Below are 19617 nucleotides of genomic sequence, written 5' to 3' on the forward strand. Positions count from 1 at the left end.
TTGTGCTTTTATCGTCTCCCTTTTCGAAATGATAGCTATATCATAATGAAAAAGGTTTATTCTGCGTTATAAATCACAAAGTGTTTGAAAAATGTTCACATTTATAGTTCACAATTATGACAAAAATAACCTTCTGTGTTGGAGCATGGTGAGAGAGGCGAGGAGTTATTAAAATAGGCGAATCCATGTTATCATAGAGATATTGGCTGATTGTTAAAGCTTTTTTTTAAGTAAGGTTGGAAGCGCTGCATATGAATAGACCTTCCTCCCACAAATAAATAAAAAGGATGTTTTCTAAATGGTGAAATGTATTGCTATTGATATGGATGGTACGCTGTTGACATCTGCTCAGGAAATTACTGCAGAAAACCGCGAAGCGATAAAACTTGCTCAAGAGAGCGGGGTTGAGGTTGTGATTGCAACAGGCCGTGCTTATGAAGAGGCAGGGGACTTGTTGAAGGATGCTGGCATCATTACACCGATGATTTGTGCAAATGGGGCAGAAATCCGCACTAGCACTCATGAAGTAATCCAAACAAATCCATTAAGCAAGGACCTTGCAAAGGAAGTTGCTGAAATTTTGCATAGTCATCAAGTTTATTATGAAGTGTATACAAATAAAGGAACATATACTTTAGATAAGACAATGGCGAGATCATTGATTATGGATATCTTTACTGTTAATGGTCATGTAAAGGATATGGATATGGACGAAATTAAGAAGGCTGCTGAGGAGCGTCTGCAGGAGGTTAACCAGCTGGACAGCTATGCTGTTTTGTTTGAGGATGAGTCCCAAGTTATTTATAAGCTGCTGGCATTCCACTTTGAACCAGTCACATTAAATGAGGTAAGAGAGAAGCTGAAGAGCTTTGCGAAGCTTGCAGTCAGTGCATCAGGCAAGGAAAATATTGAAATTACTGCTGTTGAAGCTCAAAAGGGTATCGCGTTAGAGGAGTTTGTTGAAGCAAGAGGCATTTCCTTACAAGACACGATGGCAATTGGCGACAATTATAACGATCTTTCTATGATGCTAAAGGTAGGAAGAGCAGTTGCAATGGGAAATGCTGATGAAGAGATCAAAAGACAGTGTCACTTTGTCACAGCAACGAACGAGGAAAGTGGCGTTGGCAAGGCAATTAAGCTTGCACTTGAGGTATAAGTTACAAATACATATAAAGAAAAACCCTTTTTAGTCTGCAGGCAAAAAGGGTTTTTCATTTTTAGCTTTTAGGTGCAAGACCGGCCAAGATAAACTGAATCGTTCTTTCTATTTCAGCCTCATCATCCCAGTGTATGTCAGGGAGAATGAGGTGCCTTGCAATAAAGTAGCCAAAGATGGAGGTAACTGCCAAACGTACTGCCGACATGCTGGGAATGTCTAGTACTTCTCCTTTTTCCTTATAAAAATCCATTATTTCATTTAAGCGCTTAAAGACCTTAGAGGCAATTTGATCAATGAATATCTCCCTCAAATCCTGATGGAAAGGGATTTCCTGTATGAGAATTTTAAATAGAGCCTCGTTTTTTTGAAGAAATTCCATGCGGTTTTTAACGACCGCTCGCAAAAATCCCTCAAAGCTGTGATGCTCGGCATCGAGTACCTTGTTAAAATCCTTGAGCACAATGGGGGCAATCAGCTTTGACACCATCGGAGAAAGAAGCTTAAGCAGCAAGTCTTTTTTCGTCTTGTAATGGCGGAAAATTGTTCCTTCGGCAACACCAGCCTTCTTGGCAATTTCACTCGTTGAGGTCGCTGCAAACCCCTTCTCGGAAAATGCTTCAATGGCAGCAGCAATTATCTTTTTCTGTTTTTCAGTCACATTATCTTCATCCTTTAAGATGAAGTCTAATATGTTTTCTTGGTCACTCATGAGACGCTCCTTTTACTTCAGGATCTTTCCTCTATTGTACAACGAAGTATAGAGAAAACCTATCCAGAAATACCAACGCCCAATTTGTTATATTTTACGATATCTCTTTAATGCCGCTATATTAATAAAAATAAACAGCAGAGAAAAACAGAGCAGTATCAGGAGTGGTTCTGCGATATTTCCTAGCCCTTTTCCTCTTATCATGACGTCCTTTAGTGCATGACCAGCATAATACAACGGGGTGATAGTAGAAATCCAGCTGATGGAGCGAGATATCGTTTCTAATGGGAATAGTCCTGAAAAGAACACCTGTGGTACGACAATAATCGGAATAAATTGGATCATCTGCAGTTCATTTTTAGCGAAAGTCGATAACAGAATGCCAAGTGTCAGTGCTGTTAAAGACAGAATTAACGTTGTCAAAAGCACTAACAGGATGGATCCTTCATTCATCATGCCAAGTATATAAACGGCATAGAAAACAATGATGGCAGATTGAATCATTGTAAATAACCCAAATCCTATCACATAGGAGAGCACAAGCTCCCATCTCCTGACGGGACTAGATAGAAGTCTTTCCAATGTACCAGATGTTCTTTCTCTTAAAAAGGAAACACCTGCAACAAGGAACACAAAGAAAAAAGCAAAAAAACCAAGCAGAATAGGGCCGAAGGAGTCGAATTGGCTCATATCTGTTTCCCCATATAAGGCATCTACCTTAGCTGCATCTGTTGATGGAAATGCTGTTCGGAGTGTTTCTACTACCGCTTTGCTGACGCTTGGATCGCTGCCTTCCACCATGATGTGTATCGTACTGTCGACTTTGAGATAACCGTCAATTTTACCTGCAGCTAAGTCTTTTTTTGCGGCTGCTTCTGTTTTATAAATGCTTGTTGCATTATCAGGAAGTGCTTCTTGAAGCTTGCTTGGGGCATCAATAAGACCAATTTCAGGTTCGTAGCTGTCGCTGTTAAAAACGAGATGAACCATTGTCAAAATAAAGATTGGGGCAAGTATCATCATTGCGACTGTTCGTTTATCCCGGTAAACCTGCTGCAAAATCCGAATAACTAATGCTCTAATTCTCATTTTCGACCCCTCCATAAAATAAGAATGCTTCCTCCATTGTTTGCGTATTACTACGCTTTATCAATTGCTGGGGGGAATCTATTGCAATAATTTTGCCATTGCGAATCATCGCGAGCCTGTCGCATTTTTCCGCTTCATCCATAACATGCGTTGTGACGATAATGGAGGTTCCTGACTCTTTAAGCTGACGGAATGTTTTCCAAATACCTTTGCGAAGAACAGGGTCAATTCCAACAGTAGGCTCATCTAAAATAAGCAGCTTTGGTTTATTTAACAGAGCAATGCAAATAGATAATCTTCGTTTCATGCCACCTGAATATTGCGCTATTGGTTTATGAAGCTGGTCAGAAAGATTTACAAGCTGTGCGGCCTCTTCTATCCTAACCTTTCGTTGCCCCTTGCTTAGACCATACAAGCGGGCGAAAAACTGGAGGTTTTCTAATGCCGTTAAATCATGATAAAGGGCATCTGCTTGAGCCATATAGCCAATTTGCTCGATGATTTCTAAATCAGGCATGGTTGTTCCAAGTACAGACACATTGCCACTATCAGGTGATTCGAGCCCAATAATTGCTTTTACAAGTGTTGTTTTACCAGCTCCAGATGGACCAAGCAATCCTAATATCTCGCCTTGTTGGACCTCCATAGCGATATTTTCTAATACAGGACGTATGCCAAAGGCTTTGGAGAGATGATGTACAGATACAACCGGATTAACATCCATATTAACTCCTCCTGTTAGTAAAAGTGAGTAATTACTCACTTTAATCATAAAATCAATTCCTTTGGATGTAAAGTGAGTAATCACTCATTTTTTAAAAAGTTAAAATAAGCTTAACCTAGCCCTTTTCTTTTTTAGAAATATACATGATAAGAAAATAGAGTCTTTTATAAAAATCGGTTATACTTATAAAAAGCATTTAAGAAGAGATAAATAGATAGAAAATATATTAGAGGTGGAAAAAATGGCAGACTTTCGTGCAAGTGTCATTATAACAGAACCCGTAGATGTTGTTTTTGCCTACTTTGCCAATATGAGCTATGCGCCAGAGTACATGAGCAATGTCGAGGAAACAGAAAAGCTCACAGATGGACCTGTCGGGGTTGGAACTAAATATAGGGAATTACGAAAAGTGCGTGGAAAAAAAGCAACAGCTGAAATAGAATATCTTGCTTATGAAAAAAACGTTGCAATTAAGCGAAGAAGCAATTCAAATGGGCTTCTTGTTGACTATGATTATCGCTTTGCTGAGATTCAAGAGGGTACTCAGGTTGAGTTTGAAGGAAAGGTACATGTGAAGGGCTTAATGATGAGACTGACAAAAAGGGTGCTTGTCAATATCATTAAGACAGAGGATGGCGACCATGTCCAAAAAGCGAAGGAACTACTTGAAAGTGAAGAATCCAGCCTGGAGATTAATAGAGAATATTAAAAAAAAGGATGCGTATGCATCCTTTTTTAGTTGAACTTGTAAGTCCATAGTCTTTCTGTATACAGTCGTTCAAGTATTTCTGGGTCTTGGTTTTTTAAACCTTCTTGTAACGATAAAGCATAAAGCTGTGTCTGTGAACGATGTGCCGCAATTGTAGCAATTTTCTTTTCTGCGAAGTTTTGGACATCAATGTGAACATCCGGCTCACCTAAGTCCTCTATGCAGTTACGGGAAAAGGCAAGACAAAGCAGCTTTGGTCTTTGCGATGGGTCCATTTTCTCTAACGTTCTAACTACAGCCTCTGCTGTTGCATCATGATCTGGATGAACAGAGTATCCAGGATAGAAAGAAATAATCAAGGATGGGTTCAATTCTTCAATCAAACCTGTGAATTCATTGACAAGAACGGATTCTTCTAAGAATTCGATTGTCTTATCTCTATAGCCTAACATTCTTAAGTCTTCAAGGCCAAGCACTCTAGCTGCCTCCATAAGTTCCTCTCTGCGAACATCTGGCAGCGTTTCTCTTGTTGCAAATGGAGGACTTCCAAGATTCCTGCCCATTTGTCCCAGTGTCAAGCAAGCATATGTGACAGGCGTTCCGTCATGTATATACTTTGCAATAGTTCCAGAAACACTAAAAGCTTCATCATCTGGATGGGGAAAGATGACTAAAACATGTCTTTCTTTTTCCAATGTTATTTCCTCCTGTCTTTATTTAATTAATCAAACGGTTTATCACTAATTTGCAAAGCTACAGCAAGCTTTCCTGTAAAATCAAGACCAGCCAATAGCAGGCGTCCTTTATCATCTACCTCATAATGGTTGATTCCCTCTGCATAAATCCAGCCAAGCTCTGTTTTTAGTCCTACTCGATATGGTCCTTCACCTGTGATTTTTCCATATTCATAAACAAGCTTTGCATTGCGGATGTAGGCACCTGAATTAAAGAAGGTTTCATCATTATGATTTGCATAAGCACCATTTGTTGTTTCTAAATGAATATAAACTTCCTTATTTGCTTTATCATTAATTTGCTCTTGAACCTTATCTGCTTGAACAAACTCCATGCTATCCCTCCTTAGGTTTTACTTAACAGTAACACCGTTTTTTTCGTTGCGGTAAGCACCATGCATTGTTGGGCCGACATATTCATTCAGCTTAAAGCCATTGCTGATTGCAGCTGTAATGAAATCCTTAGCTACTTGAACAGCTTCTTCCACTGATTTGCCCTTTGCAAGCTCTGCTGTTATAGCAGCAGAATTTGTGCAGCCAGCACCATGTGTATATGTTGTATCGACAAGTTCGCTTTCAAGAATGGTGAAATCTTTTCCATCATAAAGAACATCTACAGCTTTGTCATGATTTAATTTGCTGCCGCCTTTAATCAACACATATTTTGGTCCTAAAGCATGGATTTTAACGGCAGCTTCCTTCATATCATCGACTGTTCTAATCGGATGATCGGTTTTAGCCAATTGCCACGCCTCGAACAGGTTAGGTGTTACAACAGTAGCTCTTGGAACTAGCAGTTCTCTTAAAGCGTCAGCAGTTTCCGGGTGAAGTACTTCGTCTTCGCCTTTACAAACCATAACAGGGTCAATGACAACATGTTTCACTTTATTCTCATCAATCATTTTTGCAGCTTCTTCAATGATTTCCACAGAACCAAGCATGCCTGTTTTCATTGCATCAATTCCAACAGAAAGAACAGTTTCCAATTGAGATTTAACCGTATCAATATTTTGTGGGAAAACATTATGATGCCAATGGTTTTTAGGGTCCATCGTAACAATTGTTGTCAAAGCAGTCATTCCATAAACTCCAAGTTCTTGGAATGTCTTTAAATCAGCTTGAATACCTGCGCCTCCACTCGTGTCAGATCCAGCTAAAGTTAATACTTTTTTCATGTTTATAAGCCCTCCTATGTAATCTCATTAATGAATCATTAATGAATCATTAATGATCGATGGAATCATGGTAGTTCGTAATAGACTAATGATACTACTATTTACTTTTTTTTTCATTAAGTTCGCATTAATAGACATATCCTTTAAGATGCCACTGATTGTCAAGTGTATGCGAGCGCCCATAAGAAAAAAGAAAAAATAATCAAAAAACTGTCATAAAGCCGTCACTTCTGCGCGGTAAAAAAGGTTGAAATAAGTAAAAAAGTTCGGTTTAATTAAAAATAAAACGTTAATAGTGGATTTACAGTAGAAATTTTAAAAGACAATTTTCTTTAAGGAATGGTTAGTTTTATTAGGGATTTACAGTGAAGAAATGTCAGAATATAGCCATTTTTATCTGGTATTTTAAAAGAATGAAAGTAAAGGAGCCGGCTATGAACTATCGAATTGTCCATACACCTATAGTTATCCAAGATGCGATTGATCTTGTCACAAGCAGAAATGCAGGAGCCATTACCACCTTTATCGGAACTGTAAGAGAAATAACAGGAAATAAAAAGACAGTGTGGCTTTCCTATGAAGCGTATGAGCCAATGGCTATTAAAAAACTTGAGGAAATCGGTAATGAAATAAAAGAGAAATGGCAGGAAGCAAAGGTAGCCATATTTCATCGGGTTGGTGAGCTGGAAATAACAGATATAGCAGTTGTTATCGCAGTCTCGACACCACACAGAAATGATGCATATGAGGCAAACCGCTATGCGATTGAGAGAATTAAAGAAATAGTGCCAATCTGGAAAAAGGAACACTGGGAAGATGGAGAAGAATGGATAGGTGATCAAAAGCAGACAAAGGCCTATCCGAGCGGCAAGCCGGAAGGAGTCGATATAAATGAATAAACTGCTTTTTTTCGCAGGCTTGAAGGAGATTATTAAAGCTGATTATTTAGAGATGGATTTGACTGGAAAAACGGTAAGAGAAGTAAAGGCTGAGCTTTTGACGCGTTACAGTGATCTGTCATTAGATTCAGTTATGACAGCAATTAATGAAGAATTTGCTCTAGATGATGACATTATTGAAAGAAATGACATTATTGCATTTATACCGCCTGTAAGCGGTGGGTGAAAGGGGCAGGGAAATGGAAGCTAATCGTTATTCGAGACAAACGCTGTTTCCGCAAATAGGAGCTGGTGGGCAAGCGAAAATTCAAAAGAAGCATGTTCTTATTATTGGGGCAGGCGCACTGGGGTCAGGTTCTGCGGAAATGCTAGTCAGAGCTGGTATAGGCAAGCTGACAATCATAGATAGGGATTATGTGGAGCTAAGCAATTTGCAGCGGCAGCAGCTATATACAGAAGAAGATGCAAATGAAAAAGTACCAAAGGCAATTGCGGCTGAAAAAAGGCTGAAAGCTATTAATGCAGAAACCGTTATTACCCCGATAGTGGCAGAGGCAACAAAGGAATTATTGGAAGAATATGTGGAAGCTGCAGATCTTTTAATAGATGCTACTGATAATTTTGAGACGAGAATGCTTTTGAATGATTTGGCGATATTACATCAAACTCCTTGGATATATGGTGCTTGTGTGGGAAGTTCCGGCATGTGCTTCACTATTATTCCAGAAGAGACTCCATGTCTCCATTGCCTGCTTCACACCCTTCCTGTGCAAGGGATGACCTGTGATACTGTTGGAATTATTGCCCCAGCTGTTCAGATGGTCGTGTCACATCAAGTTACAGAGGCGCTGAAAATTCTAGTGGAAGACAAACAGTCTTTAAGAGGGAGTTTATTTCACTTTGATCTCTGGACAAATGAATATGCAAATATGAAGGTTTCTCGCGCCAAAAATCCTTCCTGCCAAACATGCGGAACGAACCGGGTCTATCCGTTTCTAAGGAGCGAAAATCTAACAAAAACAGCTGTTTTATGTGGGCGAGATACAGTCCAAATAAGACCGCCAAAACAAAAGAAGCTCTCATTAAATAAACTGACAGCTAGCTTAAAACAGAACGGTTATCCTGTTAAAGCCAATCCATTTTTGCTGTCTGTCGAAATCGGTGGAAACAGAGTTGTTCTCTTTGAGGATGGCAGAGCACTCGTGCATAATACTAAAGACACGGTGTTTGCAAGGTCCTTATACGATAAACTGCTTGGTTAAACATAAAGAGGTCAGCCCGTACTATGGGCTGACCTCTGCTTTTATTGCTGGTGGCCGACGATAACTAGTTTGCCTGTGTCCAGCACTTCCTCATATTTCTCTGCTTCCATTTCAGTCAATCCAACAGATTGCATTTTAGAACGAAGCTCGTCTCCTCTTTTTCGGAAGACATTTCCGATTGTGTCCATTAAGCCTTGTTCCTTCATACTAACATCGCCAGTATCTGTGGCAGCTGTCAAATCCTCTGAACGGTCTTTGTCATGGGCGAAAATATAAATATTATCCTTTGTATACCCTTGGTTTTCCAATTGGTTAATTACGTTAGTTGCTTGTACACCATTTTCAACTACTTCTACTTTATACATATCTAATTCCTCCTTAGAGTTTGTATAGAGCATCTGTCGCTCTGTCTAGTTATTATTTATCCGCTTTTGTCAATAGTGAAACCTGTTTTTTTTGAAAACTATTAAATTGGTAAAATGATACAAGCATCAAAAACGCCACTTTCGACAAATTTCCCTATATAATGGATACTATAAAATACGTATATAAAGGGGAGAAGTAATGAAAAGAAAAGATTGGAAACAAGCAAATCGTGAACAGGCAGCAGCTGTTATGGAAGCAGAAAGACGCTCTTATTTTCCGAGAATAGGATTTTTTAATAAAACTAAACGACAAATCAAACGGTCATTTTTTCTAATAGTTATCCTGTTTCTCCTAGCAGCAGCTGTCATTGTTTGGTGGAAAACAGCGATAACAAATGAGCCAGCAATAAAGCAGGGAAGCTTTGTTGAGCAGATGAAGGATTTATCCTCATTAGCTACATCCCAAGCATTCGTGAAGGTTATTTTAGAGAAGGAGGACAATGAGATATTTGGGAAAGAAATCAGTGCAAACCTGCCTGGAACGCAACGAAAAATCCTTCTTGTTGTCCCTGGCTCTGTAACTGCGGGTGTTGATTTAGAAGGGCTTCAATCTGACCGTATAATGATTGATGAGGACAATAAAGAGATTAGCCTAAAGCTTCCGCATGCTGAATTTTTGCAAGAGCCTTCTATAGACTTTGATCAAGTAGAAACGTATTCTATTTCGGGTTTATTTAGAGGAGATGTTGATTGGGAAGAAGGTTATCAACTTGCTGCAGAGGCTAAAGAAGAAATAACAAAAGAAGCAGAGTCCCAAGGGGTTTTAGCAAAGGCTGAGGCAAATGCGGAAAAGTCACTAAAGGAATTTTATAGCCAACTAGGATATAGTGTTAAAGTAGAATATACAGAAGACTAAAGGAATGGTAAACCATGTTGGATTTCATTAATAATGACTGGCAGCAGTTGTTAGAGCGCGAACGGAAAAAAGAGTATTTTGCTAGACTAGAAGACTTTTTGTTAGAGGAGTATAGCCAGCATACGATTTATCCTGCACAGGAAGACATTTATAATAGCTTAAAATATACTCCGTATAATGAAGTGAAGGTAGTGTTTTTAGGGCAAGATCCCTATCATGGTCCTCACCAGGCCCACGGGTTGAGCTTTTCAGTTAAACCAGGTGTTAAGAAGCCTCCTTCTCTCGTAAATATCTTTAAAGAGCTGCAAGCGGATATTGGCTGTCCGATTCCGGAAACCGGCTATTTAAAGGAATGGGCAACACAAGGTGTCCTTATGCTCAACACGGTTCTTACAGTAAGAGACGGTTTGGCTAATTCTCACCGCGGAAAAGGCTGGGAAGTATTCACAAATGAGATAATTAAAGAGTTAAATAAAAGACAGGAACCAGTAGTATTTGTTTTATGGGGAAAACCGGCACAAGAGAAAATGAAGCTTATTGATACAAACAGACATCGGATTATTACTTCGAGTCATCCGAGTCCATTATCAGCTTACAGGGGCTTCTTTGGAAGCAAGCCCTTCTCCCAAATTAACGCCATATTAGAAGAGTTGGGGACGAAACCAATAAATTGGTGTGCAGATGATTGTTTTGATAAGGAATAATATAATAAAATAAGAGGTGGACTAAATAGTCCGGCCTTTTTGATGGGGAGAGTAAGATGACGGAGCAAAAAAGGATAGATTGCTTTAAATGCAAGCATTTTTATGTAACATGGGATTCAAGATTCCCAAAAGGATGCAAAGCCTTTGAATTTAAAGGCAGGGCGCTTCCATCCGTTGAAGTGAAGAGGGCATCAGGACAAGACTGTCTCCGCTTCACGAACAAATAAACGCGGCAGCAAAAGAAGGAAGGATAAAATATGAACATTTCTGTCCAAAAACTATTGGCGAAAATAGAAGACCAGCTCAAGGAAGCGAAAGCAAGCGGAAGTGAGGCAACTATTCGTGAGCGAGTATATGCCATTAAATCATTATGCGAGCTTGTTTTGGAGCAGGAGGGTGGCAACTCAAACGTCACTTACAGCCAGCCGGTACAGCAGCCAGTAGTAATTCAGCCTTCCCCTGTTTCAATGCAGCAGATGCAGCCAGTTCAGCAAATGCAACAAATGCAACAAATGCAACAAATGCAGACGCCAAAATTGAATACAGACGAAGGTAATGGAGATTCTTTATTTGATTTCTAGGAAACGAGGAGAATGTATGAAAATTTTTATCATTATTGGTGCAATTAGTGCGTTATTATCTGTCGCAATAGGTGCTTTCGGGTCACATGGACTTGAAGGGAAAATTCCCGAAAAGTATTTGGAGATTTGGAAGACAGGTGTCCAATATCAAATGTTTCATAGTATGGGTCTGCTTATTGTCGGTATCCTTATGAGTAAATTCCCTGAAAACAGTCTTTTGCCTTGGGCAGGCTGGCTGATGCTTGCTGGAATTGTCTTTTTTGCAGGAAGCCTTTATGTATTGGCTATCACGCAAGTAGGAATTTTGGGAGCAATCACGCCAATTGGAGGCGTGGCATTTATTGCTGCTTGGCTTCTTATCGTGATTGCTGCTGTGAAGTATTTATAATTTAGCCTTCAAATGTTTAAAAGCCGCCCAAATTGAGCGGCTTTTAATTATGTTTCTTTATCTTGGCGGATACGAAGTCAAGTTTTGCGCACCTACCGCATATGGATATTCATACTCAATTTCTTCATCGAATGTTACATAATCAAGGTAAATCATTGGAATAAGGTAGCGCTGACCTGTTTGTGGGTCACTTAAGATAAGATGGTCGCGTCCAGCTGCTTCAATAAGTCCTTTGAAAATTTTCGCATTCCACTCGCGGTTGTTCTCAAACGTTGTGTAGACAGTGGCAAGCTTCCCTTTGTTCAATCGCAAAATGTTTTCTATATAAGAGGCTTCTAAAGGAAGTTGGCCTGGCAGGGAAGGTACTGTTGGCTGAGCATTGGGTTGAGGCTGTATGTACGGTGCCTGTGTTCCATAGCCAGGCTGTGGTGCCGTACCAAAAAGCTGTCCAGAAGCTGCTCCTTGACTGCCAGGCAATGCTTGACCTTGCTGCCCTGTTCCATAGCCTTGTGGGAAACCATAACCTTGGTTTCGCCCGTCTTGATAAGGGTAATAATTAGACTGACTCATTTTCATCCCTCCATCTTTTAAAAAAACAACATTTCTTATTTACAAACTCATGAACATCCATAATTTAAACTGCTTGCTCACTATTCCATCCTATGAGAGTGTGAAGGAAGATATTCCTCGGCAGCTAAAGAAAATTAATAAGAAAAAACCCCACCTGTCTTTAAAAGATAAGTAGGGTTTATCAATTATAAATTTCGGATTATACTTCCAAGAATGCTGGTATATCTGTAAGGATATTGCCGACGAAGAACGAACCGAATTCGCCATAGCGAGCGCTCACTTCATCGAAACGCATTTCGTAAACAAGCTTTTTGAATTGAAGGACATCATCAGCGAATAAAGTAACTCCCCACTCATAATCGTCAAAGCCGACAGATCCAGTAATGATTTGCTTCACTTTACCTGCATATTGGCGACCAATCATACCATGACTTCTCATCAGGCTCTTACGATCATCCATCGGAAGCATGTACCAGTTGTCATTTCCTTGACGGCGTTTATCCATTGGGTAGAAGCAGACATATTTAGATTCTGGAAGAATCGGATAAAGTCTAGCTTTTACATGAGGATTCTCATATGGGTCCTCATCTGAATCAGATGGAAGATAATTGCTTAACTCTACTACAGAAACATAGGAATGAGCTGGGACAGTAAATTCTGCCAGCTTTGTTTTATTGAATTCTGTTTCGATGTGCTGTAATTCCTCCATTGTTGGGCGTAAAATCATCATCATGAAATCTGCCTTTTGGCCAACAATATTATAAATAGCATGGCTACCTTGTTTATCAGTTTGGACAGCAGTCCATTTCTCTAATAAACCTAGAAATTCGTTAATTGCTGCTTGTCTTTCTTCAGCAGGCACCATTTTCCATGTTGTCCAATCCATTGTACGGAAATCATGAAGGCAATACCAGCCATCAAGTGTTTTTGCTGCTTCGCTCATTGCTACCACTCCTTGATAATAATTCTCATATAAATTTACTATATCATAGTTTCTCCATATTAGTTGTGAATAAAACTTGAACATTTCTCATTCAATAGCTCAAAGTAAAATATTGTATGAAATGAGAGCAGGAGGGGAAAATATATCAGGGCGTTATGCTATATAACAGAATTAAAGCTTTTTAACCCTATTAGAACACAAAATAGCGTCTATTTTAGCAAATGGCATTGTTTTTTAAAATATTGGTATAATTCCTTGAATTTTTAGCGAGGAAGAGTATCCTATAGTATGTATACATAAAGGAGGAATTCAATAATGAGCGACCTATTTACTGGCCTTAAGGAAAAAGTGAAGGGCCAAAATCTTAAAATTGTCTTTCCAGAAGGATTGGACGAAAGAATTTTAAAAGCTGCTGGCCGTTTGGCAGAAGAGAATATATTAACACCAATTTTGATCGGTGATTTACAAGAAGTTCAAACAAAAGCTGACAACTTAGGTGTTTCTTTAGAAAACGCAGAAATCTATGACCCGAAAAGTTATGCACAATTCGATGCATTAGTAGCTTCTTTTGTTGAAAGAAGAAAAGGAAAAGCAACAGAAGAGGATGCTCGTAAAGCACTTCTTGATGAAAATTACTTCGGAACAATGCTTGTTTATGCTAACCAAGCAGATGGTTTAGTTAGCGGTGCGATTCATTCAACTGCTGACACGGTTCGTCCTGCATTACAAATCATTAAAACTAAAGAAGGCGTTAAGAAAACTTCTGGCGTATTCATCATGGTTCGTGAAGACGAGAAATATGTATTTGCAGACTGTGCAATCAATATTAATCCTGATAGTTCAGACCTTGCTGAAATTGCAGTTGAAAGTGCAAAAACTGCAAGAATGTTCGATATCGACCCTCGTGTTGCAATGTTGAGCTTCTCTACTAAAGGTTCTGCAAAATCTCCAGAAACAGAAAAAGTTGAAGGTGCACTTGCTGAAGCGAAGCTAAAAGATCCTTTACTTGTAATCGACGGAGAATTCCAATTTGATGCTGCTTTCGTTCCATCTGTTGCGAAGCAAAAAGCTCCTGATTCTCCTATCCAAGGTGATGCAAATGTATTTGTATTCCCAAGCTTGGAAGCAGGTAATATCGGCTATAAAATTGCTCAAAGACTTGGTAATTTCGAGGCAGTTGGACCAATCCTACAAGGATTAAACCGCCCTGTAAACGACCTTTCTCGCGGTTGTAATGAAGAAGATGTGTACAAGCTTGCATTGATTACAGCAGGACAAAGCATCAGCCATTAATCTTAAACAAAACTATTCATCTTTGGTTATTTTATGCCTGCAGATGAATAGTTTTTTCTTGTGTGCATTTGCTATATAATAAAATTGATAAATGCAGGTTTAGTACTACTAGCATTATTTTTTCCTTATGAAGGAGCTTTACAATGATGGAAAACAACAGTTTGTTAATGCAGAAGAAATGGAGAATCATTGACCAGTCCAGCACCGGCTTGCATGTTTCTCCACTGCACTCTTTTGGTATGGATGATACACTATGTGCCTCAGTCGGCAGCGGTATGACTCCAGCAACAGCGCGGACATGGGTGCATGGAAAATCAATTATATTAGGAATCCAGGATACGAGACTGCCCCATTTAAAGGATGCCTTGTCCTACCTAGAAAAGGAGGGCTATCATTATATCGTCAGAAACTCTGGCGGCCTTGCAGTCGTTCTTGATGAAGGAGTACTCAATATTTCTCTTATCCTGCCAGAGCAAGAAAAGGGCATCGACATTAATAGTGGCTATGATACGATGTGGGAATTGATCAAGTATATGTTCTCAGATTTTCATAAAAACATTGAAGCAAAGGAAATTATTGGATCCTATTGTCCTGGTAGCTATGATTTAAGTATAGATGGAAAGAAATTCGCAGGGATTTCACAAAGAAGGCTAAGAAGCGGGGTTGCTGTTCAAATCTATCTTTGTGTTTCTGGAAGCGGACAAAAACGAGCAGAAATCATCAAGAAGTTCTACGAGATAGGAAAGCAAGGCGAGGAAACAAAGTTTATTTATCCTGAGCTAAAGCCTGAGGTGATGGCATCTCTATCTGAATTATTTGGGACGGAGCTTACAGTAGATCAAGTGCTGACAAGGCTTCTTTATTCCTTAAAAGACCATGCAGAATTTCTGTTCGCAGATCAGCTTCAAGGAGAAGAGCTACCTTCGTTTGATGCTTATTATGAGCGTGTTGTAGAACGTAATGAAAAATTTCTTGCTCCTTTTAGAGATTGAAAAAGAGGATTATAGATGGATAGTACGCCCCTTTCGTTCGGGGGTTTTTATCGATCTATAATCCTCTTTTATGTTTAACGAGAATGGTTGCCAAACCTGACTTTAAGGCATAGTTAGAATGAAACTACTCAGCAAGCTTTTCGAGGTTTCCGTTCCGGTCCATCTTGAATTTCGTTGCAGGGCGTTCATCTTCTTCTAAAACGACCAGCTTTCTTGCTCTGTTCATGATTTTAAGCAATGTTTCATAATCTTCCTGAATTGTTTCTGAATTGCTCTCCAGCTTATCCAATTTCCCTTCCAATTCCTGATTGCGGCTTTTCAGCATCGCCATTTCTCTTTTTAATCTTTCATTCTCGCTTTTTAGTACATCTACGTGCAGCTGAGATTGACGGAAATTTTGCAAGTAAGAAATCACTGTGTCAAAATCAAGACTGTTAGTGTTTGCAGGAATACTTTTATAAATAGGTGTTTGTGGTTCCTGCGGAGCAGCAAGCAGCATTTGTTCTGGAATGGTTGCTTCGAAGCTTGGAGCAGCTTCCGTTTCTTCCATCTCTATATCTTGTATTTCAAATGAAGCAAATTCCATGCTAGTAGACGCTGTTAAAGCCTCTAAGTCGTCAACAGTAGGCACAGGTGGTGAATATAAAAGCTTCTTCTTCCCGCCTTGATCCTTGCCGAGAATTCTTTGCCGCTGTTTACGCTGCTTTTTTGCTAATTGTAGTGCTTTTTCGTATTGATGGCGAACTACTGCGTTCCAGCGGAATCCGCAAGCTGCCGATGTGCGATTAAGCTTATCCCCAACTTCTTCAAAAGCATTTAATTGTGTGCTTCCTTCTCTGACATGACGTAAAACTGTTTCTGCTAGTAATAAATCATTTTCTTCTGACCAAGCATCTTGGCGTATTTTCATATCACTCAACTCCCGATTTCTTTCGATAAATAAGTATTTCTAGTTACATCATTGCCACCAAGACGCTTATTTATACAAACGAAATACAAGGATAGTAGATTTTTTTATAGAGCGAAAGAAAAGTCGTTATAATGCTTTAGTTGCTTTTCTCTAGTGAACTTTCATTCTGGATAAAAAACGCAGTTACAAGTGCTAATATACTTGTAATAAATCCATAAAGGAAAAGGTGATGAATGCCTGTCATGAAGATTGCCTGACTAGTGAGCAGCGCCCCCATTATTGTTACACCGATGGAAGTCCCCATATTGCGGCAGAACATAAAGAACGATGTAGAAATGCCTTTTTCATGAGGTCCAACTAAAGCTTGTGAACCAATGACACCAACTGTTGACAGCAGGCCAAATGCTAGTCCTTGAATAAGCATGATGCTGAATGTGTACACAAAGCCATGCGTACTATTTAGCAGTACAAGCATTAACCCTGATAACACAAGCAGTGCATTGCCGATGATTAGTAGAATACGATAGCCGTATTTTAGTATCCATTTTCCTGCAGGCACAGAGACAAGCATCCAGCCAATTGCTACACCTAATAAGGCAATTCCACTCATGAAGGGAGAAAGACCAGCTTCGTCCTGAAGGAAAAGGGGAATATAGCTTGAAGTGCCAAATAGTGCCAATGTCCCAATGAAACCATTAATATAAATCCATGTAATTGTCTTCTTCTTAAAGATAGATAGCGGGACAATCGGAGATTTTTGCTTTCTTTCAAACAAGTAGAAAGCAATTAATAAAAGTACTCCAGCAAGGCCGTAGAAGACCTGTCCATTTTCCACCAATGTGATTAACAGGAGGGAAGTGATTGCTGCCCCAAACAAGATTGCGCCAATATAATCGATACTTGCCTTTTTTGGCTGATAGTCCTCTTTATAAGGAAGCAATGTCAAAAAGGCCACGATGCAAACTGGCAGATTAACGAAGAATATCCATCTCCATGTCAAAAATTCTACAAAAAGAGAACCAAGCAGTGGTGCAAGTATTGCAGATAATCCCCACATTGCTGTGAATAACGCTTGAATCTTCCCTCGTTTTTCAATCGGAAACAAATCGCCAGCGATGATAGCAGGAAATGGCATCATAAAGCCTGCACCCATACCTTGAAGTGCTCTGAACAAGATAAGCTGGACCATATCATCGGCAATCCCGCATAATAACGAGCCTACTAAAAATAGCAGAATTCCGAATCCAAACACCTTTTTTCTACCAAATATATCCGAAAGCCTTCCTGCAATAGGAGAGAGAATAGTGCTAGTAATCATATAAGAGGCAAACGACCATGCGTATAAGTCGAATCTTCCAAGTTCTTTAGCAATGATAGGCATTGTCGTATTCATTATCGTTGTATCTATAGAAGCAACGAGCATGGCAAGGACAATGCTGACCATGACTAATGTTCTGCTTTTTGTCATATTTATTCCTCCTTAAATTTCAGATGAATTATACAGTAATTTACCGTGGAAACATAGGTGTTTGCTCAATATATAAAAATCACAGGGAGCGGGCGCCACAGTGAGCTTTATCTCTTCTATGACTACAGAATTAAGGAGAGTTGAAAAGAATGCAATAACTGCCTTTTTCGAGTAGTTTTGACAATTGTTTGCATCTTGCATTGATGTAGAAGAAGGGGTAAAATACCATATAGCAATATAACGAACTTATGAATATCTTAACTAGCAAAGAGATGTTTTAAATAGAAAGGGTTGTCAAGATGGCAAACGAATTTAGAGTTTGCGACGATTGTCAGGCAGTGAACTTGAAAACGCTAATACCGCGTCTGAAGGAAATTGATCCCGATGCAAAGATAGACATTGGCTGCCAATCCTATTGTGGACCAGGTCGCAAAAAAACATTTGCTTTTGTCAATAATCGTCCGCTTGCAGCATTAACGGAAGAGGAATTGATGGATAAAGTAAATACTAAGCTAAAGAAATAATTCTATAATGGCTTAACAGAAAGAGGAGTTTCTAAAAAGTGTTAACATCAGCCCAGGGGCAAAGCCTGAACCGCAGATAACCTTTTTAAACAGAAATCCCTCTTTTTATATTCTTCTTAAGAGATGCATTGCCTAACAAAAAAAGACAAACACAGAAAAGAGGGAAGACTAGAAGCATGGCATATTCTACGGAAAAATTAAATGAAGAAAAGGTTTTTAAAGATCCTGTTCATCGTTATATTCATGTCAGAGACCGCGCTATTTGGGATTTGATTGGCACAAAGGAATTCCAGCGCCTGCGGAGAATTAAGCAGCTTGGCACGACCTATTTAACCTTCCATGGGGCAGAGCATAGCAGATTCAACCATTCTCTTGGCGTGTACGAAATTGTCAGAAGAATTATAGATGATGTTTTTAAGGACAGGAAGGAATGGAATAACAGCCAGAGGCTTTTGTCTTTATGTGCCGCGCTTTTACATGATTTAGGCCATGGTCCTTTTTCTCATTCCTTTGAAAAGGTATTTGATCTTGATCATGAACAATTCACGCAAGATATTATCCTCGGTGATACAGAGGTTAACCAGGTTTTATCAAGAGTAGCAGAGGATTTTCCGAAAAGAGTAGCAGAGGTAATTGGTAAAACATCAAAGGAAAAGCTGGTTGTTAGCCTTATTTCCAGTCAAATTGATGCTGATCGTATGGATTATCTGCTTCGTGACGCTTACTTTACAGGAGTTAGCTACGGCAACTTTGATATGGAAAGAATTCTTCGTGTTATGCGTCCTCGTGAAGATCAGGCTGTTATTAAGCAAAGCGGGATGCATGCAGTAGAGGACTATATCATGAGTCGCTATCAAATGTACTGGCAAGTTTATTTTCACCCTGTGTCAAGAAGTGCAGAAGTCATTTTGACTAAAATTCTACATAGAGCGAAGCATTTACATGAGCAATTTTACTCCTTTATTCATCATCCGACACATTTTTACTCCATCTTCGAAGATGAAACTTCGTTAGAAGACTACTTAAAGCTTGATGAGTCTATCATTCTTTATTATTTCCAAATGTGGCAAGAAGAAGAGGATGAGATTTTAAGGGATTTATGCCGACGTTTTATGAACAGAAACTTATTTAAGTATGTGGAGTTTGATCCAGCAAAAGAGTATAAGATGCTTGCTGAATTGTCAAAAGCATTTACAGAGATTGGTTTAGATCCGGAATATTATTTGGTTGTAGACTCTTCCTCCGACCTTCCCTATGATTTTTACCGTCCAGGGGAGGAAGAAGAGCGGCTACCGATTCATCTCTTAATGAAAAATAATGAGATCAGGGAGCTATCAAGAGAATCTGAGATTGTTGATAGTATTTCCGGTAAAAGAAGGACAGATCATAAGCTTTATTTTCCTAAAGACATCTTAAAGGACGATAGTGAACACAAATATGCGAAGCTGCGGATAAGGCAGTTATTAGATATTAATTAGTATTTGAGGATTATTCGGAGTA

General features: G+C 39.3%; 25 protein-coding genes. 14 read left to right on the forward strand and 11 right to left on the reverse strand.

Annotated elements, in window-relative coordinates:
- The first annotated feature begins 298 nt into the window (after nt 1-298).
- Nucleotides 299-1159 carry a Cof-type HAD-IIB family hydrolase gene (locus tag CEQ21_RS14010; protein WP_185765048.1) on the forward strand — a complete coding sequence of 287 codons (861 nt, stop codon included), beginning with the start codon at nt 299-301 and terminating at the stop codon, nt 1157-1159.
- Between the two features lie 61 nt (nt 1160-1220).
- Here CEQ21_RS14010 and CEQ21_RS14015 read toward each other — a convergent pair whose 3' ends face one another.
- From CEQ21_RS14015 to CEQ21_RS14025, 3 genes are all read right to left on the reverse strand, one after another.
- Nucleotides 1221-1871 (reverse strand): TetR/AcrR family transcriptional regulator, encoded by a 651-nt coding sequence (locus CEQ21_RS14015; protein ID WP_185765049.1) that lies wholly within the window; start codon nt 1869-1871, stop codon nt 1221-1223.
- Nucleotides 1872-1958: 87 nt separating this feature from the next.
- Nucleotides 1959-2960: an ABC transporter permease gene (locus CEQ21_RS14020; protein WP_185765050.1), complete on the reverse strand. Its 1002-nt coding sequence runs from the start codon at nt 2958-2960 to the stop codon at nt 1959-1961.
- Complete coding sequence (locus CEQ21_RS14025) at nt 2950-3684, reverse strand: ABC transporter ATP-binding protein (protein ID WP_185765051.1); 735 nt, start codon at nt 3682-3684, stop codon at nt 2950-2952. The genes CEQ21_RS14020 and CEQ21_RS14025 overlap by 11 nt, the downstream gene beginning before the upstream one ends.
- Nucleotides 3685-3925: 241 nt before the next feature.
- Here CEQ21_RS14025 and CEQ21_RS14030 point away from each other — a divergent pair, with 241 nt between their 5' ends.
- Complete coding sequence (locus CEQ21_RS14030) at nt 3926-4393, forward strand: SRPBCC family protein (RefSeq protein ID WP_185765052.1); 468 nt, start codon at nt 3926-3928, stop codon at nt 4391-4393.
- 26 nt (nt 4394-4419) lie between these two features.
- On the opposite strand, the gene bshB2 is transcribed toward CEQ21_RS14030, so the two are convergent.
- From bshB2 to pdxK, 3 genes are read right to left on the reverse strand one after another with little or no spacing between them, the layout of a single operon-like run.
- Nucleotides 4420-5088 (reverse strand): bacillithiol biosynthesis deacetylase BshB2, encoded by a 669-nt coding sequence (gene bshB2 / locus CEQ21_RS14035; protein ID WP_185765053.1) that lies wholly within the window; start codon nt 5086-5088, stop codon nt 4420-4422.
- 26 nt (nt 5089-5114) lie between these two features.
- The gene (locus CEQ21_RS14040) at nt 5115-5462 is read right to left on the reverse strand and encodes a YojF family protein (protein ID WP_127738951.1); all 348 of its coding nucleotides are present in this window, start codon (nt 5460-5462) and stop codon (nt 5115-5117) included.
- A gap of 18 nt (nt 5463-5480) precedes the next feature.
- A complete protein-coding gene (pdxK, locus tag CEQ21_RS14045; RefSeq protein ID WP_419181594.1) occupies nt 5481-6302 on the reverse strand; it encodes a pyridoxine/pyridoxal/pyridoxamine kinase in 822 nt (273 codons plus the stop codon).
- A gap of 434 nt (nt 6303-6736) precedes the next feature.
- On the opposite strand from pdxK, the gene CEQ21_RS14050 reads away from it, so the two are divergent.
- The 3 genes from CEQ21_RS14050 to CEQ21_RS14060 are packed head-to-tail and all read left to right on the forward strand — an operon-like array spanning nt 6737 to nt 8463.
- Nucleotides 6737-7201, forward strand: a complete 465-nt coding sequence (locus tag CEQ21_RS14050) for a molybdenum cofactor biosynthesis protein MoaE (RefSeq protein ID WP_185765054.1) — start codon at nt 6737-6739, stop codon at nt 7199-7201.
- Nucleotides 7194-7427, forward strand: coding sequence for a MoaD/ThiS family protein (locus CEQ21_RS14055; RefSeq protein ID WP_185765055.1), 234 nt, complete (start codon nt 7194-7196; stop codon nt 7425-7427). The genes CEQ21_RS14050 and CEQ21_RS14055 overlap by 8 nt, the downstream gene beginning before the upstream one ends.
- Nucleotides 7428-7440: 13 nt before the next feature.
- Nucleotides 7441-8463 (forward strand): ThiF family adenylyltransferase, encoded by a 1023-nt coding sequence (locus CEQ21_RS14060; protein ID WP_185765056.1) that lies wholly within the window; start codon nt 7441-7443, stop codon nt 8461-8463.
- Nucleotides 8464-8504: 41 nt separating this feature from the next.
- On the opposite strand, the gene CEQ21_RS14065 is transcribed toward CEQ21_RS14060, so the two are convergent.
- On the reverse strand, nt 8505-8828 hold the full coding sequence (locus CEQ21_RS14065; protein ID WP_185765057.1) for a YflT domain-containing protein: 324 nt from the start codon (nt 8826-8828) through the stop codon (nt 8505-8507).
- Between the two features lie 199 nt (nt 8829-9027).
- On the opposite strand from CEQ21_RS14065, the gene CEQ21_RS14070 reads away from it, so the two are divergent.
- From CEQ21_RS14070 to CEQ21_RS14090, 5 genes are read left to right on the forward strand one after another with little or no spacing between them, the layout of a single operon-like run.
- Nucleotides 9028-9744, forward strand: a complete 717-nt coding sequence (locus CEQ21_RS14070) for a DUF4230 domain-containing protein (RefSeq protein ID WP_185765058.1) — start codon at nt 9028-9030, stop codon at nt 9742-9744.
- Nucleotides 9745-9758: 14 nt separating this feature from the next.
- Nucleotides 9759-10448 carry a uracil-DNA glycosylase gene (locus CEQ21_RS14075; protein WP_185765059.1) on the forward strand — a complete coding sequence of 230 codons (690 nt, stop codon included), beginning with the start codon at nt 9759-9761 and terminating at the stop codon, nt 10446-10448.
- A 56-nt stretch (nt 10449-10504) separates the two neighbouring features.
- A complete protein-coding gene (locus CEQ21_RS14080; RefSeq protein ID WP_127738959.1) occupies nt 10505-10675 on the forward strand; it encodes a uracil-DNA glycosylase in 171 nt (56 codons plus the stop codon).
- Nucleotides 10676-10705: 30 nt separating this feature from the next.
- The gene (locus tag CEQ21_RS14085) at nt 10706-11029 is read left to right on the forward strand and encodes a YwdI family protein (RefSeq protein WP_185765060.1); all 324 of its coding nucleotides are present in this window, start codon (nt 10706-10708) and stop codon (nt 11027-11029) included.
- Nucleotides 11030-11045: 16 nt separating this feature from the next.
- A complete protein-coding gene (locus CEQ21_RS14090) occupies nt 11046-11417 on the forward strand; it encodes a DUF423 domain-containing protein (RefSeq protein WP_185765061.1) in 372 nt (123 codons plus the stop codon).
- Between the two features lie 57 nt (nt 11418-11474).
- On the opposite strand, the gene gerQ is transcribed toward CEQ21_RS14090, so the two are convergent.
- Together gerQ and hemQ are read right to left on the reverse strand one after the other, a co-directional pair.
- Nucleotides 11475-11987, reverse strand: a complete 513-nt coding sequence (gerQ, locus tag CEQ21_RS14095; RefSeq protein WP_185765062.1) for a spore coat protein GerQ — start codon at nt 11985-11987, stop codon at nt 11475-11477.
- A gap of 199 nt (nt 11988-12186) precedes the next feature.
- Nucleotides 12187-12930 (reverse strand): hydrogen peroxide-dependent heme synthase, encoded by a 744-nt coding sequence (hemQ, locus tag CEQ21_RS14100; protein ID WP_185765063.1) that lies wholly within the window; start codon nt 12928-12930, stop codon nt 12187-12189.
- A 315-nt stretch (nt 12931-13245) separates the two neighbouring features.
- On the opposite strand from hemQ, the gene pta reads away from it, so the two are divergent.
- Together pta and CEQ21_RS14110 are read left to right on the forward strand one after the other, a co-directional pair.
- The gene (gene pta, locus CEQ21_RS14105) at nt 13246-14223 is read left to right on the forward strand and encodes a phosphate acetyltransferase (protein ID WP_185765064.1); all 978 of its coding nucleotides are present in this window, start codon (nt 13246-13248) and stop codon (nt 14221-14223) included.
- A 143-nt stretch (nt 14224-14366) separates the two neighbouring features.
- Nucleotides 14367-15215, forward strand: coding sequence for an octanoyl-[GcvH]:protein N-octanoyltransferase (locus CEQ21_RS14110; RefSeq protein WP_185765065.1), 849 nt, complete (start codon nt 14367-14369; stop codon nt 15213-15215).
- A gap of 124 nt (nt 15216-15339) precedes the next feature.
- Here CEQ21_RS14110 and CEQ21_RS14115 read toward each other — a convergent pair whose 3' ends face one another.
- The gene (locus CEQ21_RS14115; RefSeq protein ID WP_185765066.1) at nt 15340-16125 is read right to left on the reverse strand and encodes an RsfA family transcriptional regulator; all 786 of its coding nucleotides are present in this window, start codon (nt 16123-16125) and stop codon (nt 15340-15342) included.
- Nucleotides 16126-16261: 136 nt separating this feature from the next.
- Complete coding sequence (locus CEQ21_RS14120) at nt 16262-17593, reverse strand: MFS transporter (protein ID WP_185765067.1); 1332 nt, start codon at nt 17591-17593, stop codon at nt 16262-16264.
- 299 nt (nt 17594-17892) lie between these two features.
- Here CEQ21_RS14120 and CEQ21_RS14125 point away from each other — a divergent pair, with 299 nt between their 5' ends.
- Entirely contained in the window at nt 17893-18117 is a 225-nt protein-coding gene (locus CEQ21_RS14125) for a YuzB family protein (protein ID WP_185765068.1), read from the forward strand.
- A gap of 176 nt (nt 18118-18293) precedes the next feature.
- Nucleotides 18294-19595: an HD domain-containing protein gene (locus tag CEQ21_RS14130; RefSeq protein ID WP_185765069.1), complete on the forward strand. Its 1302-nt coding sequence runs from the start codon at nt 18294-18296 to the stop codon at nt 19593-19595.
- Nucleotides 19596-19617: the final 22 nt, after the last annotated feature.

Source organism: Niallia circulans (assembly GCF_007273535.1).
Taxonomy (GTDB): Bacteria; Bacillota; Bacilli; order Bacillales; family Cytobacillaceae; genus Niallia; species Niallia circulans_B.

Excerpts from the sequence above, each read along its gene's own strand:
- CEQ21_RS14010 (WP_185765048.1), top strand. The coding sequence starts at position 299 with ATGGTGAAATGTATTGCTATTGATATGGATGGTACGCTGTTGACATCT.
- CEQ21_RS14015 (WP_185765049.1), bottom strand. The coding sequence starts at position 1,871 with ATGAGTGACCAAGAAAACATATTAGACTTCATCTTAAAGGATGAAGAT.
- CEQ21_RS14020 (WP_185765050.1), bottom strand. The coding sequence starts at position 2,960 with ATGAGAATTAGAGCATTAGTTATTCGGATTTTGCAGCAGGTTTACCGG.
- CEQ21_RS14025 (WP_185765051.1), bottom strand. The coding sequence starts at position 3,684 with ATGGATGTTAATCCGGTTGTATCTGTACATCATCTCTCCAAAGCCTTT.
- CEQ21_RS14030 (WP_185765052.1), top strand. The coding sequence starts at position 3,926 with ATGGCAGACTTTCGTGCAAGTGTCATTATAACAGAACCCGTAGATGTT.
- CEQ21_RS14040 (WP_127738951.1), bottom strand. The coding sequence starts at position 5,462 with ATGGAGTTTGTTCAAGCAGATAAGGTTCAAGAGCAAATTAATGATAAA.
- pdxK (WP_419181594.1), bottom strand. The coding sequence starts at position 6,302 with ATGAAAAAAGTATTAACTTTAGCTGGATCTGACACGAGTGGAGGCGCA.
- CEQ21_RS14050 (WP_185765054.1), top strand. The coding sequence starts at position 6,737 with ATGAACTATCGAATTGTCCATACACCTATAGTTATCCAAGATGCGATT.
- CEQ21_RS14055 (WP_185765055.1), top strand. The coding sequence starts at position 7,194 with ATGAATAAACTGCTTTTTTTCGCAGGCTTGAAGGAGATTATTAAAGCT.
- CEQ21_RS14060 (WP_185765056.1), top strand. The coding sequence starts at position 7,441 with ATGGAAGCTAATCGTTATTCGAGACAAACGCTGTTTCCGCAAATAGGA.
- CEQ21_RS14065 (WP_185765057.1), bottom strand. The coding sequence starts at position 8,828 with ATGTATAAAGTAGAAGTAGTTGAAAATGGTGTACAAGCAACTAACGTA.
- CEQ21_RS14070 (WP_185765058.1), top strand. The coding sequence starts at position 9,028 with ATGAAAAGAAAAGATTGGAAACAAGCAAATCGTGAACAGGCAGCAGCT.
- CEQ21_RS14075 (WP_185765059.1), top strand. The coding sequence starts at position 9,759 with ATGTTGGATTTCATTAATAATGACTGGCAGCAGTTGTTAGAGCGCGAA.
- CEQ21_RS14080 (WP_127738959.1), top strand. The coding sequence starts at position 10,505 with ATGACGGAGCAAAAAAGGATAGATTGCTTTAAATGCAAGCATTTTTAT.
- CEQ21_RS14085 (WP_185765060.1), top strand. The coding sequence starts at position 10,706 with ATGAACATTTCTGTCCAAAAACTATTGGCGAAAATAGAAGACCAGCTC.
- CEQ21_RS14090 (WP_185765061.1), top strand. The coding sequence starts at position 11,046 with ATGAAAATTTTTATCATTATTGGTGCAATTAGTGCGTTATTATCTGTC.
- gerQ (WP_185765062.1), bottom strand. The coding sequence starts at position 11,987 with ATGAGTCAGTCTAATTATTACCCTTATCAAGACGGGCGAAACCAAGGT.
- hemQ (WP_185765063.1), bottom strand. The coding sequence starts at position 12,930 with ATGAGCGAAGCAGCAAAAACACTTGATGGCTGGTATTGCCTTCATGAT.
- pta (WP_185765064.1), top strand. The coding sequence starts at position 13,246 with ATGAGCGACCTATTTACTGGCCTTAAGGAAAAAGTGAAGGGCCAAAAT.
- CEQ21_RS14110 (WP_185765065.1), top strand. The coding sequence starts at position 14,367 with ATGATGGAAAACAACAGTTTGTTAATGCAGAAGAAATGGAGAATCATT.
- CEQ21_RS14115 (WP_185765066.1), bottom strand. The coding sequence starts at position 16,125 with ATGAAAATACGCCAAGATGCTTGGTCAGAAGAAAATGATTTATTACTA.
- CEQ21_RS14120 (WP_185765067.1), bottom strand. The coding sequence starts at position 17,593 with ATGACAAAAAGCAGAACATTAGTCATGGTCAGCATTGTCCTTGCCATG.
- CEQ21_RS14125 (WP_185765068.1), top strand. The coding sequence starts at position 17,893 with ATGGCAAACGAATTTAGAGTTTGCGACGATTGTCAGGCAGTGAACTTG.
- CEQ21_RS14130 (WP_185765069.1), top strand. The coding sequence starts at position 18,294 with ATGGCATATTCTACGGAAAAATTAAATGAAGAAAAGGTTTTTAAAGAT.